Here is a 16,489-nt window from a genome sequence, read left to right as displayed (position 1 = left end):
CCGGGATGTCGTTTCCCCGGCGCGGCAACGCTCTTCGGACCTCACACGTGGTCGCGCGGGATGCGGCGGTCCCAGTTCTTGGAGAACACGCGCTCGTCGCCCAGGTAGGCGTCGAGTTCGGCGTGCAGCCGGAACTCGGTGGCCGTGGACGTCAGCGCGGTGCGGGTGCTGGTGCGCACCGACCAGTCGCCGCGGGTGAATCCCATCGTCCACTCGATGTCGCCGCGCACCGAGTCGAAGTCCTCCCCGACCCAGCTGTAGAGCTCGGTGGCGCGCCGGCGGACGTCCAGGTCGATGTCCTCGAAGTGCGCCAGCCCCAGGTCCTTGATCACCTCCAGCGACGAGCTGTAGTCGGCCAGGTCCCTGCTGACCTGCCACTGCTGCTCCCCCGGGGTGATCTGCTTCGCGGGCACCGGGGGGGCTCCCTCGGGTTCGCCGAACAGCGGCGTGGGCAGCTCATCGGCCTCCTCCGCCGGCCGGATCGGAAGTTCCAGCTCGCTCTCGGCCGGGTGCACGGTCAGCTGCACCGGCTCCGGCGGTGGCCACGCCAGCGGCCAGTACGAAGTGGACAGCGCCAGCCGGATGCGGTGACCCGCCGGGAAGGCCTGTGCCACTCCGTTCAACCGGAACTGAACCTGGTACCGCACACCGGGCTCCAGCGGTTTCGGGGCGTCGTGCCCGTCCCGGTGGGTGAGGTTGAGCAAGCCGTAGGTCACGCGCGTCGCCTGCCCGGTCGGGCTGACGTCGGAGAGCCGCGCGGCCAGCATGGCCACCGGCCGGTCCACCTCCACGCACACGTCCACCAGCGGTCCGCCCAGGATCTCGCAACGCTCGGCCAGCGGCTCGGTGTCGAACACCAGCGACCCGCCGTCCTCCTCGCGCTGATCGTAGGGCAGGTCCGGCGGTGCGTTGTAGGAGCACCACTTGCCGCCGTACTGACCGACCGACAGCGGCGAGGCGACCGTCAGCGGCCGTCCGCCCTGCCCCTCGTCCGGTCGCTCGATCCTGTTCTGCCCCAACGGGAACCGGGTGCGGCGCACGTGGGGTGACGGCCACGAAGGCTCGCCGACCCAGCGGCCGAGGCGTTCCTCGTAGCTGGTGGACGGCGGCATGCTCTCCTGCATGAAGGTGCACAGCATCGGCCCGTCCATCGCCCCGTTGTCGACGTCCTTGAGCCAGTGGTCCCACCAGCGCACCAGCTCCTGCAGGAAGCCGATGGCAGGACCAGGCCGCCCCAGGTGCGGATACTTGTGCGACCACGGCCCGATGAGGCCCCGGCGCGGCGCGTCGAGGTTCTGCATCAGCCGGAACACGGCGTTGGAGTAGCCGTCGGCCCAGCCGCTCACGGCCATCACCGGGCACTCGACCGCGGAGAAGTCCTCGCAGATCGAGCCGTGTCGCCAGTAGTCGTCACGGCGTTGGTGGCGCAACCAGGTGTCGATCCACAGGCCGCTCTCCTCCATGCGTTCGCGCCACATCTCCTCCCAGCGGTCGCCGACGACCTCCGGATCGGGCGGGCAGGAGGTGTAGGCGAACATCGTGCTCGCCCAGGACAGGTTGTCGCTGAGCAGGCATCCGCCCATGTAGTGCACGTCGTCGGCGTAGCGGTCGTCGGCGCAGCACAGCGCCGCGATCGCCCCCAGGCTCGGCGGTCTCCTGGCGGCCACCTGCAGGGCGTTGAAACCGCCCCAGGAGATGCCCATCATGCCGGTCCGCCCGGTGCACCACGGTTGTTCCGCCAGCCACGCCAGCACTTCTTCGGCGTCGGCGAGCTCCTGCTCCAGGTACTCGTCGGTGAGGATCCCGTCGGAGTCGCCGCTCCCGCGCAGGTCCACGCGGGCGCACGCGTAGCCGTGCCCGGCCAGGTACGGGTGGTGGATGGAGTCGCGCAACGACGTGAGGTCACGCAGCCGGTAGGGGATGAACTCCAGCACCGCCGGAACGGGCTCGGTGTCGGAGGAGACCGGCCGCCAGATGCGCCCGGCCAAGCGGGTCCCGTCGGACAGGGGAATCCAGATGTGCTCCTCCTGCTTGATCTCGCAGGGTAGCTCGTCGACCTCGCGCACGCGTCCTCCTCGCTCGCCTCGACTGTCCCGGGCGTCACTCGCTGACTACCCATCAGTCGATCCGGCCATGCCCGGCGCGCGCACGTTTCACCGCGACGCTGCGCGGTTACTCGCGGGCAGGACCGCGAGCACCGGAGGGCGGGGAACATGGTTCGGTTCGGGTACACGCTGATGACGGAGCAGTCGGGGCCGCGCGAGCTGGTCAAGCAGGCGGCCGCGGCCGAGCGCGCGGGCTTCGACTTCGCGGTGATGAGCGACCACTACTCGCCGTGGCTGGACGAGCAGGGCCACTCCCCCTACGCGTGGAGCGTCCTGGGGGCGGTCACGCAGATGACCGAGCGGATGGACCTGCTGAGCTTCGTCACCGCGCCGATCATGCGCTACCACCCGGCCGTCGTGGCGCAGAAGGCCGCCACGATCGGCCTGCTCTCCGACGACCGGTTCACGCTCGGCGTGGGGGCCGGGGAGAACCTCAACGAGCACGTCATCGGCCAGGGTTGGCCGCCGGTCAACGTGCGCCACGAGATGCTCACCGAGGCGCTGCGGATCATCTCCTCGCTGTTCGACGGCGGCCACGTGAACTTCACCGGCGACCACTACCGGGTCGACTCGGCGAAGCTGTGGGACCTGCCCGAGCAGCGGGTCCCGGTGGCCACCGCCGTGTCCGGCGACCAGTCGGTGCAGCGGTTCGCCCCGTTGTCCGACGCGATGATCGCCGTCCAGCCCGAAGCCTCGCTCTGCCGGGGTTGGGACTCCGCGACCGGCGGTGACCAGCGCAAGTACGGTCAGCAGCCGATCTGCTGGGACCCGTCGGCCGACGCCGCCGCCCGGCGCGCCTGGGAGCAGCTGCGCTGGTTCGCGGGTGGTTGGAAGGTCAACGCCGAGCTGCCCGGTCCCGCCGGCTTCGCCGCCGCCACCCAGCACGTGCGGCTCGACGACGTCACCGCGGGCATCCCGTGCGGTCCCGACGTCGATCCGATCGTCAAGGCAGTGCAGGCCCACTGGCAGGCGGGTTTCACCGACGTCGCCCTGGTCCAGGTCGGCGTGGACGCCGACCCCGCGGGCTTCTTCGGCTTCGCGCGGGAGAAGCTGCTGCCCGCTCTGCGCGAAGCGGCCGGCAGCTGATCGCCACCGCCAATTCTGTTCCCACCAGCGTGTTTGGCACGCGCCCCCCGGTGACAACCCGACGGGTGCGAAGGAAATGCCGCTTCATACCCCGGAAACGACAACGAGGAGAGGACGTGGTGGGCATGCCCGGTGACCGGATCCGCCAATTCACCAAGAGGGTTCGCGACGAAGTCGCGCAGCACAGCCCGATGAAACCGAGCAAGGAGGCCTCGGCGTCCCAGGACAGCGCTCCTAGCAGGACGGGACGGGCGAACTCGCTGCTCCACACCGGACCCCGCGTCCCACCGGAGCGTCGGAAGAACCGCTGAACCCGACGGCGCCCCCGGGACTCCCGGGGGCGCCGTTTCGCGCCGGATCAGCGACGGCGCGGGAGGAACTCCTGGGCCTTGGACTTCACGCCCTCGGTGACCACCGACCACGCGTCGGGGTCGCCCTTGAGCATGGCCTCGGCCATCGACTCGACCTGGCTCCAGTCCGCCTGCGGCGGGATCGGCGGCACGGCCGGGTCGGTGACGAAGTCGATCAGGCAGGGCCGATCGCTGCTCAGCGCCTCGGCCCACGCGTCGGCGACGCTGCCCGGATCGGCGACCCGGATGCCCCGGAAACCCGCGCTGCGCGCGAACTCCGCGTAGTCGAACTCCGGAAGCCGCTGCGAAGGGAGGAACTGCGGAGCGCCGTTGAGCGCCCGCATCTCCCAGGTGACCTGGTTGAGGTCGCCGTTGTTGAGCACGCCCACGACCACCCGCGGGTCCTGCCACTCGCGCCAGTGCCGGCCGATGGTGATGAGCTCGTTGATGCCGTTCATCTGCATCGCGCCGTCCCCGACCAGCGCGATCACCGGCCGGTCCGGGTGGGCGAACTTCGCGCCGGTGGCGTAGGGGGCTCCCGGTCCCATGGTCGCCAGGGTCCCGCTCAGCGAGCAGCGCATGCGGCCGCGCACGCGCAGGTGCCGGGCGTACCAGTTGGCCGCGGAACCGGAGTCGGCGGTGATGATGGCGTCATCGGGCAACTGCGGTGACAGCTCGTGGAACACGCGTTCCGGGTTGAGCGGGTCGGCGTCGACGCCGGCGCGGCGCTCCATCACCTCCCACCAGTCCCGGACACCGGACTCGACCTCCTCCCGCCAGGCGCGGTCCTGCTTGCGGCGCAGGCGCGGCAGCAGGGCCGACAGCGTCGCCTTCGCATCGCCGAGCAGGTTCACCTCGAACGGGTACCGCATGCCGATCATGGTCGGATCGATGTCGATCTGCACCGCGCGGGCCTGCTCGTACTCGGGCAGGAACTGGCTGTAGGGGAAGCTCGCGCCGATCATCAGCAGGGTGTCGCAATCGCGCATCAACTCCCAGGACGGTCGCGTGCCCAGCAGCCCCGCCGCACCGGTCACCCACGGCAGGTCGTCCGGCAGCACGTCCTTGCCCAACAGCGCCTTGGCCACACCGGCCCCGAGCACGTCGGCGACGGCGGTGACCTCGCCCGCGGCCTTCCGGGCGCCCTGGCCGACCATGATGGCCACGCGCTCGCCGGCGTTGAGCACCTCGGCGGCGCGCTCCAGGTCCGCCTCCGCGGGCGTGGTGACCGCCTCGGAGATCCCGACGCTGGAGGGCACCATCTTGAACGCGTGCGTCGGCGGCGAGTAGGTCATCTCCTGCACGTCGTTCGGGATGATCAGGGCCGTGACGGTCCTGCGCGCCAACGAGGTGCGCATGGCGCGGTCCAGCGCGTTGGGCAGCTGCTGCGGGGTGGAGACGAACTGCACGTACTCGGCGACGTCCTTGTACAGCGAGGAGAGGTCGACCTCCTGCTGGTAGGCCCCGCCGAGGGAGGTGCTGGCCTGCTGCCCGACGAGGGCCACCACGGGCACGTGGTCGAGCTTGGCGTCGTAGAGCCCGTTGAGCAGGTGGATGGCGCCGGGCCCGCCGGTCGCCGCGCAAACCCCCACCTCCCCGGAGAACTTCGCGTACCCCACGGCTTCGAACGCGGCGAGCTCCTCGTGCCGGGCCTGGATGAACCGCGGGTCGTTGTCGGCCCGCTCCCAGGCGGCGAGGATCCCGTTGATGCCGTCCCCGGGGTAGGCGAAGACGTGCTCCACGCCCCAGGTCCGCAGTCGTCGCAGCAGGTAGTCGGCCACCGTGTCGGCCATGCCGCACCCTCCGATCGTCCGTGTCGGCGTCGTTCCCACCCGCCTACCCGGATGTCGGCGCGCTCAACCGGGAACTGATCGATCTCCTCGGGCGCGTCAGCCGGGGTGCGTTTCGCCGCCGACCGGCGCCAGCACCTCGCCGGTGTAGTAGCTGGAGAGGCGGTCGGAGGCGAAGAAGACGTAGGACGGAGCGATCTCGTCGGGATGGCCCATGCGCCCCATGGGCGTCTGCTCGCCGAAACCCTCCACCTTGTCCTCCGGCAGCGTCGCCGGGATCAGCGGCGTCCACACCGGACCGGGCGCCACGCAGTTGACGCGGACACCGGAGGCCGCCAGGGACTGGGCGATCGACTGCGTGAGCACGTGCACCGCGCCCTTGCTGGCCGAGTAGTCCATCAGGTCCTTGTTGCCGCGCAACCCGTTCACCGACCCGGTGTTGATGATGGCCCCGCCCTCGGGCAGGTGCCGCAGCGCCGCCTTGCACAACCAGAACACCGCGAAGACGTTGACCTCGAAGGTCCGCTTGAACTGCTCGGTGGTGATCGACCGCAGGTCGTCCTGCGCGGCTTGCGTGCCTGCGTGGTTGACCAGCACGTCCAGGCCGCCGAGCCGTTCGGCGGCGTCGTCGACCAGGCGCGTGCAGAAGCTCTCCTCGGCGACGTCGCCGCGGAACAGGTGGCATTCGCGACCTTGCTCGCGCACCAGCTCGGCGGTGCGCTCGGCGTCGGCGTCCTCCGAGGTGTCGACGTAGGCCAGCGCGACGTCGGCGCCTTCCTTGGCGAAGGCCACCGACACGGCTCGCCCGATCCCGGAGTCCCCGCCGACCACCAGCGCCCGCTTGCCCGCGAGGTGCCCGGAGCCGACGTAGTCGCGCATCTCGTCGCGCGGGCGAGGTCGCATCGGCTCGGTGGTGCCGGGCGGCGTCTGCTGCTGGGCCGGAGCGCTGCTGGGCGGCTGTTCCATGACGTCCTCCACGTCGGTTGGTCCTCGGCGCCCCGCCGAGTACCCGGCGCTCCTGCGGGTTCAACCTCCGAGTGGCCGGGGTACGCGGGGTGGTGTGACGAAGCGGCCGAAGAACGTGTTCCTGCTCGGACCCGACGAACGCAACCTCGCCCTGATGCGCGAGCTCCAGCACCTCGCGCCGTACCGGTTCCACGCACTGCTGGACAAGGAGCAGCTGATGTACGGCGACATCGGCCTGGAGGAGCTGCTGGAGAAGGCGCAGCAGCGCCTCGACGACTTCTCGGAGCCGATCGACGCGATCGTGGGCTACTGGGACTTCCCGGTGAGCTCGATGGTCCCGGTCCTGGCCACCGACAACGGTCTGCCGGGGCCGAGTCTGGAATCGGTGGTCAAGTGCGAGCACAAGTACTGGAGCCGACTGGTGCAGCGCGAGGTCACCGACGCGCACCCGGGCTTCGCGATCGTCGACCTGGACGATCCGCAGACGCCGCCGGGGATGCGATTCCCGATGTGGCTCAAGCCGGTCAAGTCCTTCTCCTCCGACCTGGCGTTCAAGGCCGACGACGAGGACCAGCTGCGCGCGGCGGCGGCCGAGATCCGGGACGGCATCGGCCGCATCGGCCGGGCCTTCGACTTCCTGCTCTCCAAGCTGGAGCTGCCGCCGGCGATCGAGGAGGCCGGGGGCATGGCGTGCCTGGCCGAGGAGGCCGTGCGCGGCGAGCAGCTCACCACCGAGGGCTACGTCCACGGTGGCCGCGCCCACGTGCACGGCGTGGTGGATTCGCTGTGCTACCCGGATTCCTCCAGCTTCCTGCGCTACCAGTACCCCTCGCAGGCCCCGGAGGAGGTGCAGGAGCGGATCATCGAGATCAGCCGCGAGGTCATCGAGCACATGGGGCTGAACGACTCGACGTTCAACATCGAGTTCTTCTGGGACACCGACACCGACGCGGTCAACATCCTCGAGATCAATCCGCGGCTGTCCCAATCGCACGCGCCGCTGTTCGAGCTGGTCGACGGCATGCCCAACCACCAGGCGATGGTGCAGCTGGCGGTCGGCGAGGAGCCGACCATGCCCAGCCGCGAAGGCCCGCACCGCATCGCCGCCAAGTGGTTCCACCGCGTCTTCGACGACGCCGTGGTCAACTCCACCCCCTCGGATGACGACCTCGCCCGGCTCGCCGAGGAGCTCCCCGGGGCCACTGTGGACATCATCGCCGAGCGGGGAGCGCGGCTCTCGGACCTCCCGGCGCAGGACAGCTACAGCTACGAGCTCTTCGCCGTCTACCTGGGAGCGGCCGACGAGGACGAGCTCCGGGCCAAGTTCGACCGCTGCGTGCAGCTCCTCCCCTTCGACCTCACCTAGGGCTCCAGGAGGATCTTGATCGCGCCGTCGACCTTGCGCTGGAAGATGTCGTAGGCGTTCGGGGCCTCGTCCAGCGGGAGGTGGTGGGTGGTCAGGTCGCGCACGCCGAGCGGGTCGGACTCGTGGCCGACCAGCGGCAGCAGGTCCGGGATCCACCGCTTCACGTGGGCCTGCCCCATCGCTATCCGAACGCCCTTGTCGAACAGGGTGAGCATCGGCATCGGGTCGGCCATGCCGCCGTAGACGCCGCTGAGCGAGATCGTGCCCGCCCGGCGGACGCTGTCGATGCACTCGTACAGCGCGGAGAGGCGGTCGACCCCGGCCTTGGACATCAGCGGCTCGGCGACGGCGTCGGGCAGCACCCCGGCGACCTTCTGCCCCAGTTCGGCGACGGGTGAGCCGTGCGCCTCCATGCCGACGGCGTCGATCACCGAGTCCGCTCCCCGACCGTCGGTCAGCTCGCGCACGGCATCGGCGACGTCGTCCCGCTGGGCGGCGTCGATGGTGCGAACTCCGTGCCGCTCGGCCATGTTCAGCCGTTCCGGCACCCGGTCGACGCCGAGGGCGCGGAACCCGTGGTGCAGGGCGATCCGCGCCGCCATCTGCCCGATGGGGCCGAGCCCGAACACCGCCACCGTGCCGCCCTGGGGCACGTCGGCGTACTCGACGGCCTGCCACGCGGTGGGCAGCACGTCGGAGAGGTAGACGAACTGCTCGTCCGGCGGTCCTTCCGGCACCTTGATGGGACCGAACTGGGCTTGGGGCACCCGCAGGTACTCGGCCTGGGCGCCGGGAACGCTGCCGTAGAGCTTGGTGTAGCCGAACAGCGCGGCGCCGCTGCCGTGCTCGCGCACCTGCGTGGTCTCGCACTGGGCGAACAGGCGCCGTTCGCACATCCAGCAGTGGCCGCAGGAGATGTTGAACGGCACCACGACCCGGTCCCCCGGCGCGATGTCGGCCACCGCGGACCCGGTCTCCTCCACCACGCCCATGGGTTCGTGGCCGAGGACGTCGCCGGGGTCGAGGAACGGGGCCAGGACCTCGTAGAGGTGCAGATCGGAGCCGCAGATCCCGCTGCTGGTGACGCGGATGATCGCGTCCGTGTCGGCCTCCAGCTTCGGGTCGGGCACGTTCTCGACGCGCACGTCGCGCGGTCCTCGCCATGTCAGCGCCTTCACCGGACACCTCCTCGGTAGCTCACCACCACGTTCTTTCCGGTGGCGGCACCGGGCAAACCCCGCACCTCGGCGACGCGTTTGTGCCGCGGCCTGCTGGGAACCCGTTGTGGGGAGACCGTCCGGACCGATGGCAGGAGTCCTCATGGCAGCGTCCGCGAGTTCCCGGCGAGTCGCGATCGTCGGCGCCACCGGCAACATCGGAACCAGCGTGGTCGACGCGCTGCGCGGCGACCCCCAGGTGGAGGCGATCACCGCGCTGTCCCGGCGGCAACCGCCCGAGCAGGGCCAGGGGGTCCGGTGGGAGCGCACCGACGTCCGGGAGGACGACCTGGTCGGCCGGTTCGCCTCGGTGGACACCGTGGTGCACCTGGGCTGGCTCTTCCAGCCCACCCACGACCCGGTGACGACCTGGCGCAACAACGTGCTCGGCAGCATCCGGGTGTTCGAGGCCGCTGTTGCCGCCGGGGTGCGCCACCTCGTCTACGCCTCGTCCGTGGCCGCCTACTCCCCCGGGCCCGCCGGGCGCTCGGTCAGCGAGACGTGGCCGACGCACGGGTGGCCGGCGGCGGCCTACAGCCGCGAGAAGGCTTACCTGGAGCGGTTCCTCGACGCCTTCGAACGGCAGCACCCGGACATCCGGGTGGTCCGGATGCGCACCGCCTTCTGCTTCAAGCCCGAATCCGCCGAGCAGCAGCGACGCCTGTTCATCGGACCGTTCCTGCCCAACAGCCTCGCCCGGCCGGAACTCCTCCCGGTGCTGCCGCTGCCGACCGGGCTGCGCTTCCAGGCGGTGCACAGCGACGACGTCGGCGAGGCCTACCGGCTCGCGATCCTGTCCGACAGCAGGGGCGCGTTCAACGTCGCGGCGGATCCGGTGGTGGACTTCAGCGCGCTGGCGGATCTGCTGCAGGCCCGCACCGCAGCGGTTCCGGCGTCTCTGGTGCGCGTGGTTCTGGCGGCGGCCTGGAACCTGCACCTGGTGCCCGCGTCACCGGACCTGTTCGACGCGTTCCTGCGGTTGCCGATGATGGACACCGGGCGCGCCCGCGAGGAGCTCGGCTGGAGCCCGCGGCGCAGTTCCACCGATGCGGTCGCCGACTTCCTGCGCGGTTTGCGTTCCGCCACCGGCGATTCCACCCCTCCGCTCCGCTCCCCCCTCCCGGGCGGCAGGCTCGAGGAGCTCCGCACGGGTGTCGGCCAGCGCCCTTGAGCGCTGACCGACACCCGTGCGGGGAGCCGAACCGGGCAAACCGCGTGCGCATCGCGGAGCTTCAGGCGCGGGTGAAGACCATTGCCCCCGAAGTTCACCGAATAGTCAAAAATTGTATCCCCCAGCAGGATTTTCCCGTTGCGGGAGAGCGCTTCTCGCACCAAGGACTCCGAGTGCGTCCGCACGAGCAGCTCAACCGCACACCCGCTCCCCACCCGGGCCCGGGCCCGGAGGCGCACTGATCATCAACGCCGAACGTGACCCGCCGACCCCGTCCGGAGCACCGCACGATCACGGCGGTGTTCCGGGTCGCGGGACCGTCCAGACCCGTGGTGGCCACCCGGCGTCCCGGATCTCAGTGGAAATCCGGGTTCCGATTTCCACTGGAATCCGGGGCACCCCGCTGGAGATGAGACGGGCGCTGCTTTCCTGGGCCGTCTCCCCGCCGGGCGGTCCTAGCCGGTGCCGCGCCAGTGCAGGGCTTCGAGCGCCGCCGCGACCGCGAGGGCGTTCTCGGCGAGCGGGCGCGGCAGCAGCTCGTCGGCCCTGGCGAGGCGGCGCAGCACGGTGTTGCGGTGGGTGTAGAGGCGTTCGGCGGTGCGCGTGGTGCTGCCCAGCTCGCGCACGTAGGTCAGCACCGCGGTGCGCGTCTCGGCGTCGGCGTGCCGCAGATCGCCCAGGGTGTCGGTCAGGAACTCGTCGGTCTGGGTGGGCTCGCTGGTCAGCAACGACACCAGCTGCACGTCCTGGTAGCGCGCCACCTGCTGCGGTGAGGTGAGCCGGGCGACCATGCGCTGCGTGGTGGCGGCGTCGAGGTGGCTGCGGCGGAAGCCCTCGACGCCCGTGCCGGGACGACCCACCGCGACCCGGACGTCGGGGTGGTCGGCCAGGAGCGCTGCCAGTTCGCCCACGGGTGGCGCGGTGGCCACGGGCAGCCAGACCCACAGGGCCGCGGCGCTGGCGATGACGGTGAGCCGGTGGTCGGCACCGGCCGCGCGGGTCACCGCCTCCGCGGCGGCCTCGACCTGCTCGGACCCTTCCGCGCCGCTCCAGAGGATGGCGGCGGTGTGCGGTCCGGAGAGCCGGTAGCCGAGCCTGCTCTCGGCCCGCGCCTGCCCGATCGGCGCGCCTTCCAGCAGCAGCGTCACCGCCGCGCGGCGCTCCGCGTGCGCGCCCCGGGTGAGCTCGTCGCGCTCGTGCTGCATGCGCTCGCTGACGGCGGCGACGGTGTCGTCGATGAAGGTGCCGATCGACACGGCGGAGACGTCGAGCAGCTCGCGCAGCTCGTCGGGGTCGTCGGTGAGGCCGAAGGCGATCTCGATCCAGCGCCGCCACGCGACGTTCTGCGCCGTCCGGTAGGAGTCCAGCGCGGTCTCGTCCAAACCCCGCCGCACCAGGTCGCGGGATGCTTCGAGCAGTTCGGAGCTGGTGTTGGCCGGAACCCTGCGCCCGGGGTTCTGGACGTTGGCGGCCGCCCAGTGCAGCAGGTTCGCGAGGTTGGCGCGGCGGGTCGCGGCGGCCAGCGCGGGGTCCTCGGCGACCAGCCGGACCCGCGCACCGCCGAGGGCGGCGGCGTGCAGCTCCTCCACCCACTCGGCGTGCGGGTTCAGCGCGATCTCGGCACCCCGCCGGAACAGCTCCCGCACGCGCGGGGACACCCTCGGCCACTCGGACGCAGCATTCGGCACCATCTCCGCATGATCCTGGTGCATGTCGCTGTGGCGCAAGTCAGCGGGCCCCGGGCATGCTTCCCGGGGAGAGAGCAGTCGGTCCGCGCGGGGAGCAGCACGATGACCACCACCGAAACACCGGTCGAGCACCTGGACGTCCTGATCGTCGGGGCCGGGATCTCCGGTATCGGCGCAGGCCGCTACCTCAAGACCTCGCACCCGGCAAAGTCCTTCGCGATCCTGGAGGCGCGCGGCGCCTCCGGCGGGACGTGGGACCTGTTCCGCTACCCCGGCATCCGCTCGGACTCCGACCTGCACACCTTCGGCTACGAGTTCAAGCCGTGGCGGGACGAGGAGTCGATCGCCTCGGCACCGCGCATCCTCGACTACCTGCGCGAGACGATCACCGAGAACGACCTCGAACCGCACATCCGCTTCCACCACAAGGTGGTGGGCGCCGAGTGGTCCTCGGCGCAGGCGCGCTGGCTCGTCGACGTGGAGAACCCCGAGACCGGCGCTCGCCACCGGCTCAGCGCGCGCTGGGTGTTCAGCGCGGGCGGCTACTACCGCTACGACGAGGGGTTCACCCCGCACTTCGAGGGCCGGGAGCGCTTCTCCGGCCCGATCGTCCACCCGCAGCACTGGCCGGAGGACCTGGACTACTCCGGCAAGAAGGTGCTGGTGATCGGCAGCGGCGCGACGGCGGTCACGCTCGTCCCGGCGATGGCGGACACGGCCTCGCACGTGACGATGCTGCAGCGCACGCCGTCCTACATCATGCCGGTGCCCAAGAAGGACGCCGTCGCCAACATCGCGGGGCGGTTCTTCGGCCCCGAGCGCGGTTACGCGATCGCGCGGCGCAAGAACATCCTGCAGCAGCGCCTGATCTGGAGCTTCTGCCAGCGCTTCCCGAAGACCGCGCGCAAGCTGATCCGCTACGTCAACAGCAAGGCGCTGCCCGAGGGCTATCCGGTCGACACCCACTTCAACCCGCCCTACGACCCGTGGGACCAGCGGTTGTGCGCGGTGCCCGACGGCGACCTGTTCAAGGCGATCCGGCGGGGCCGGGCCTCGGTGGTCACCGACCGGATCGAGACGTTCACCGAGCGGGGCGTGCAGCTGGAATCCGGCGCGGAGCTGGAGGCGGACGTCATCATCACCGCCACCGGCCTGAACCTGCAGCCCTTCGGCGGCGTGCCGCTGGTGGTCGACGGCGAACCGGTGCACCTGCCGGACACGATCGCCTACAAGGGCATGATGCTCTCCGGCGTGCCGAACCTGGCGTTCGCGATCGGCTACACGAACTCGTCGTGGACGCTGAAGATCGGGTTGCTGTGCGAGCACTTCTGCCGCCTGCTGACCCACATGGACGCCTACGGGCTCGACATCTGCCGGCCGGTTCCCAGCGACCCGGCGATGCCCAAGCGCCCGTTCCTGGACTTCGGCGCCGGCTACATCCAGCGCTCGGTCGACCAGCTGCCCCAGCAGGGCGACCGGATGCCGTGGCTGACCTCGCTGAGCTACCACTCCGACGTCAAGCTGCTGCGCTCGGACAGCGTCACCGACCCCGAGCTGCGGTTCTCGCGCGCCGAGGCCCGCGCGGAGGTGACCCGATGAGCGAGGACCTCTTCGTCGACCTGCCCGCGGGACCCCGGATCTGCTACCGCGTCGACGGCCCGGCCGACGGGACACCGCTGGTGCTCATCGCGGGGCTGGGCCTGGACCTGACCTCGTGGCCGCAGCGGCTGGTCGACGGGTTCACCGAGCGCGGTTTCCGCGTGGTGCGCCAGGACAACCGCGACGCCGGCCGCTCGTCGCGGATCGGCACACCACCGCCGGGCAGGCTGCGCCAGCTGTTCGCCCGCCCCCGGCCGGACGCCTACGACCTCGGTGACATGGCCGCCGACACCGTCGGTCTGCTCGACCACCTGGGGCTCAAGCGCGTGCAGCTGCTGGGGATGTCGATGGGCGGCATGATCGCCCAGACCGTCGCCGCCCGGCACCCCGACCGGGTCGACTCGCTGACCTCCATCTTCTCCACCACGGGTGCGCGCGCGGTCGGCCAGCCGGCGCGGTCGACGCTGGTGCGCATGGCCAAGGGCCCGACGCACACCGTCGAGGAGTCGGTGGAGCGGCACCTGTGGATGCTGCGGCACATCGGTTCGGCGTCGTTCCCGCCGGACGACGACCTCGAACGCGCGTGGGCCGCCGGGCTGTGGGAACGCGGTGGCGGCGCCCGGGCCAAGGAGGGCCGACCGCGCCAGATCAGCGCGATCCACGCCAGCGGCGACCGCACGGCGGAGCTGCGCCGGATCACCTCGCCGACGCTGGTGATCCACGGCGACACCGACCGCATGGTGCACGTCAGCGGCGGTCGCGCCACGGCCGCGGCCATCCCCGGCGCCCGCTACGTCGAGATCGACGGCATGGGCCACCACATCGCACCCGGCCTGATCGACCGGCTGGTGGCGATGACCACCGAGCACATCACCACCGCAGCGGAGGAGTCGGCCCGATGAGCGAGGTTCGCGGCAAGGTCGCCGTGGTCACCGGTGCGGGTTCGGGCATCGGGCGCGAGGTCGCGTTCGAGCTGGCCCGCCGCGGCGCGCGGCTGGCGGTGTCGGACGTCGACGAGACCGGCCTGGCCGCCACCGCGGACCGGCTCGAGGCGCTGGGCGCGGAGGTGCGCTCGGCTCGGCTGGACGTCAGCGACCGGCAGGCCGTCGAGTCCTACGCGGCGTCGGTGGCCGCGGACTTCGGCGTGGTGCACCAGGTCTACAACAACGCCGGGATCGCCGCCGGCGGCGCGGTGGCCGACAACGACTGGGAGACCTACGAGCGCGTGCTCGGGGTCAACCTGTTCGGCGTGATCCACGGCAGCAAGGCCTTCCTGCCGCACCTCATCGCCTCCGGCGACGGTCACGTGGTCAACGTGTCCAGCCTCAACGGCATCATGGGCCAGCCGCGCAGCACCGCCTACTGCGCCAGCAAGTTCGGGGTGCGCGGGTTCACCGAGAGCCTGCGCGCCGAGATGCTCATGGCCGGGCACCCGGTGCAGGTCACCGTGGTGCATCCCGGAGGGGTGCGCACCAACATCGCCTCGGCCGGTCTGGAGGACGCGCGCAAGCGCGGTGAGGTGACCCCCGTGGACGAGGCGCGCGTGCGCACCTACAACGAGAAGCTGCTGAAGATGCCGCCGCAGCAGGCGGCCCGCATCATCGTCGACGGCGTCGAAGCGGGCAAGCAGCGGGTCCTGGTCGGCAACGACGCGAAACTGGTGGACCTGCTGGTCAGACTGCTGCCGCGACGCTACCCGGCGCTGGCGGCGCAGTTCGAACGCCGGCGGTTCTCCCGGGGTTGAGCGCGCGGTGGATCTCGGCGTGGTCGAGGTCGGCCCAGCCGAGCCGTTCGAGGGTCCTTCCGCTGTGGCGGAAGGGCTTTCCGGACAGCGTGGACATCACGGTGATGATGGAACCGACCATCGGCGTGGCCACTCCCGCCTCGTCGGCGAGGGCTTCCAGCGGCACCAGCGTCGAGGCGATGTCCTCGTGCAGGAACCGGTGGTCCAGAGACCCGGGCGCGAGGATGGTCTTGTAGGGCGCCGCGCTGCGCATCGCGTCCAGCAGGCTCGTGGTGGTGCAGCCGTAGTAGCGGTCGAGGACTTCGGGCATGGGCATCAGGGTGGCGCCGTAGGCGGTGGCGACCTCGCGGAATTCCCGCTCGACCTCGCGCAGCAGCGCCACGGTCCGGTAGGAGACGCCGTCGAGGTAGAACAGCAGTTCCTCGCCGCGGTCGATGGTGCCGAGGTTGGCCAGCGCGATCGGCGCGTGGGCGACCGCGCCGAAGTCGGTGAGTCCTCTGTGGACGAGATTGGTGGCGGTCTCCAGCCAGGGGAACCACTCCCGGACGATCGGGGCGCTGCGCTCGACTGCACCGGGCGTGGCACCGGAGACGAGGTTCCACCGCTTCGTGCCGAGGACCCGCACGCCGTCGTCGCCGTCGGGACGGGCGGCGAACAGGGCGTCGGTCTCCACCACGTCCACCTCCGGAGCTCCGGCACCGCTCAGCGCAGCGGCGAATTCCGCACTGCCGCAGAGCTTCCCGGAGAACAGCACGATCACGTGGTCCGCGGTGAGGTGCGGGGCCAGCGACGCGGCGATCTCCGGGTAGGCGGTGGTGATCGCGGCGATCACCACCACCCGGCAGCGCCGCGCCAGCTCCGCCGGTTCGGCGGTGACCTGCGCGATCGGGAACCGGCCCGCCAGCTCGCCGGTCGCCCGGATCTCACCTCCGCCCCGGATGCCCGCCACCCGCTGCGGGTTTCGGGTGCACAACCGCACCCGATGCCCCGTCGAGGACAGGTGGGCGACCACGGCCAGCCCTTCGCCACCGGCTCCGATCACACCGATCTCGTCCACCGCACCACTGCTCCTCGCGATCGATCCCACGTTCCAGTGGTCGGAGAGATCACCGTCCCGGTTCCCACCGCACCTATGACTTGCCGCACATCACAACCCAGCGCACCACCACCGACCCCGCGCAGCGCCTCGCGCGGAGTCTCGGCGCAGGGCCTCGACGTGAACACCGATGCGGGATTCCAATTTCGCGCGAATTTCGGACGCCCCTCGGAGCCTTCCAATTTCGCGCGAAATTCGAATTCGTCGCCGCGGCGCCCGCGCGTCCAACCGAGTCTTGCCAGGTCAGGGCCCGTTCTCGCCGTTGTGGTGGAGTGTCACATTTCGCGCGAAGTTTGAGAAGCCGTGGGTGG

General features: G+C 71.0%; 12 protein-coding genes. 6 read left to right on the top strand and 6 right to left on the bottom strand.

What is annotated here, in order from left to right; translation table 11 throughout:
- Positions 1 to 41: 41 nt before the first annotated feature.
- On the bottom strand, positions 42 to 2,066 hold the full coding sequence (locus tag KBO27_RS27690; RefSeq protein WP_210972780.1) for a CocE/NonD family hydrolase: 2,025 nt from the start codon (positions 2,064 to 2,066) through the stop codon (positions 42 to 44).
- A gap of 147 nt (positions 2,067 to 2,213) precedes the next feature.
- Between KBO27_RS27690 and KBO27_RS27685 the strand changes: the two genes are divergently transcribed.
- Positions 2,214 to 3,191 (top strand): TIGR03557 family F420-dependent LLM class oxidoreductase, encoded by a 978-nt coding sequence (locus KBO27_RS27685; RefSeq protein ID WP_210972779.1) that lies wholly within the window; start codon positions 2,214 to 2,216, stop codon positions 3,189 to 3,191.
- A 358-nt stretch (positions 3,192 to 3,549) separates the two neighbouring features.
- On the opposite strand, the gene KBO27_RS27680 is transcribed toward KBO27_RS27685, so the two are convergent.
- Both KBO27_RS27680 and KBO27_RS27675 read right to left on the bottom strand, forming a co-directional pair.
- Complete coding sequence (locus KBO27_RS27680; RefSeq protein WP_210972778.1) at positions 3,550 to 5,334, bottom strand: thiamine pyrophosphate-requiring protein; 1,785 nt, start codon at positions 5,332 to 5,334, stop codon at positions 3,550 to 3,552.
- A 96-nt stretch (positions 5,335 to 5,430) separates the two neighbouring features.
- Positions 5,431 to 6,297 carry an SDR family oxidoreductase gene (locus KBO27_RS27675; protein ID WP_210972777.1) on the bottom strand — a complete coding sequence of 289 codons (867 nt, stop codon included), beginning with the start codon at positions 6,295 to 6,297 and terminating at the stop codon, positions 5,431 to 5,433.
- Between the two features lie 94 nt (positions 6,298 to 6,391).
- On the opposite strand from KBO27_RS27675, the gene KBO27_RS27670 reads away from it, so the two are divergent.
- Entirely contained in the window at positions 6,392 to 7,663 is a 1,272-nt protein-coding gene (locus tag KBO27_RS27670) for an ATP-grasp domain-containing protein (RefSeq protein ID WP_307870654.1), read from the top strand.
- On the opposite strand, the gene KBO27_RS27665 is transcribed toward KBO27_RS27670, so the two are convergent.
- The gene (locus KBO27_RS27665; protein WP_210972775.1) at positions 7,660 to 8,841 is read right to left on the bottom strand and encodes a zinc-dependent alcohol dehydrogenase; all 1,182 of its coding nucleotides are present in this window, start codon (positions 8,839 to 8,841) and stop codon (positions 7,660 to 7,662) included. The two genes, KBO27_RS27670 and KBO27_RS27665, sit on opposite strands and share 4 nt — an antisense overlap.
- Positions 8,842 to 8,983: 142 nt before the next feature.
- Between KBO27_RS27665 and KBO27_RS27660 the strand changes: the two genes are divergently transcribed.
- Positions 8,984 to 10,051 carry an NAD-dependent epimerase/dehydratase family protein gene (locus KBO27_RS27660; protein ID WP_210972774.1) on the top strand — a complete coding sequence of 356 codons (1,068 nt, stop codon included), beginning with the start codon at positions 8,984 to 8,986 and terminating at the stop codon, positions 10,049 to 10,051.
- A gap of 455 nt (positions 10,052 to 10,506) precedes the next feature.
- Here KBO27_RS27660 and KBO27_RS27655 read toward each other — a convergent pair whose 3' ends face one another.
- Complete coding sequence (locus KBO27_RS27655) at positions 10,507 to 11,742, bottom strand: PucR family transcriptional regulator (protein WP_210972773.1); 1,236 nt, start codon at positions 11,740 to 11,742, stop codon at positions 10,507 to 10,509.
- A 99-nt stretch (positions 11,743 to 11,841) separates the two neighbouring features.
- Between KBO27_RS27655 and KBO27_RS27650 the strand changes: the two genes are divergently transcribed.
- The 3 genes from KBO27_RS27650 to KBO27_RS27640 are packed head-to-tail and all read left to right on the top strand — an operon-like array spanning position 11,842 to position 15,082.
- Positions 11,842 to 13,338 (top strand): flavin-containing monooxygenase, encoded by a 1,497-nt coding sequence (locus KBO27_RS27650; protein ID WP_210972772.1) that lies wholly within the window; start codon positions 11,842 to 11,844, stop codon positions 13,336 to 13,338.
- On the top strand, positions 13,335 to 14,240 hold the full coding sequence (locus tag KBO27_RS27645; RefSeq protein WP_210972771.1) for an alpha/beta fold hydrolase: 906 nt from the start codon (positions 13,335 to 13,337) through the stop codon (positions 14,238 to 14,240). The genes KBO27_RS27650 and KBO27_RS27645 overlap by 4 nt, the downstream gene beginning before the upstream one ends.
- Complete coding sequence (locus KBO27_RS27640; RefSeq protein WP_210972770.1) at positions 14,237 to 15,082, top strand: SDR family NAD(P)-dependent oxidoreductase; 846 nt, start codon at positions 14,237 to 14,239, stop codon at positions 15,080 to 15,082. Before KBO27_RS27645 ends, KBO27_RS27640 begins: the two co-directional genes overlap by 4 nt.
- On the opposite strand, the gene KBO27_RS34710 is transcribed toward KBO27_RS27640, so the two are convergent.
- Positions 15,012 to 16,139, bottom strand: coding sequence for an NAD/NADP-dependent octopine/nopaline dehydrogenase family protein (locus KBO27_RS34710; RefSeq protein WP_210972769.1), 1,128 nt, complete (start codon positions 16,137 to 16,139; stop codon positions 15,012 to 15,014). The genes KBO27_RS27640 and KBO27_RS34710 overlap by 71 nt on opposite strands.
- Positions 16,140 to 16,489: the final 350 nt, after the last annotated feature.

Source organism: Saccharopolyspora endophytica (assembly GCF_018070075.1).
Lineage (GTDB): Bacteria > Actinomycetota > Actinomycetes > Mycobacteriales > Pseudonocardiaceae > Saccharopolyspora > Saccharopolyspora endophytica.
Note: the sequence above shows the minus strand (reverse complement) of the source record. Positions and strands in the feature narration are given on the sequence as shown.

Coding starts and splice junctions, on each gene's coding strand:
- KBO27_RS27660 (WP_210972774.1), top strand. CDS start 8,984: ATGGCAGCGTCCGCGAGTTCCCGGCGAGTCGCGATCGTCGGCGCCACC.
- KBO27_RS27675 (WP_210972777.1), bottom strand. CDS start 6,297: ATGGAACAGCCGCCCAGCAGCGCTCCGGCCCAGCAGCAGACGCCGCCC.
- KBO27_RS27640 (WP_210972770.1), top strand. CDS start 14,237: ATGAGCGAGGTTCGCGGCAAGGTCGCCGTGGTCACCGGTGCGGGTTCG.
- KBO27_RS27645 (WP_210972771.1), top strand. CDS start 13,335: ATGAGCGAGGACCTCTTCGTCGACCTGCCCGCGGGACCCCGGATCTGC.
- KBO27_RS27650 (WP_210972772.1), top strand. CDS start 11,842: ATGACCACCACCGAAACACCGGTCGAGCACCTGGACGTCCTGATCGTC.
- KBO27_RS27680 (WP_210972778.1), bottom strand. CDS start 5,334: ATGGCCGACACGGTGGCCGACTACCTGCTGCGACGACTGCGGACCTGG.
- KBO27_RS27685 (WP_210972779.1), top strand. CDS start 2,214: ATGGTTCGGTTCGGGTACACGCTGATGACGGAGCAGTCGGGGCCGCGC.
- KBO27_RS27655 (WP_210972773.1), bottom strand. CDS start 11,742: ATGGTGCCGAATGCTGCGTCCGAGTGGCCGAGGGTGTCCCCGCGCGTG.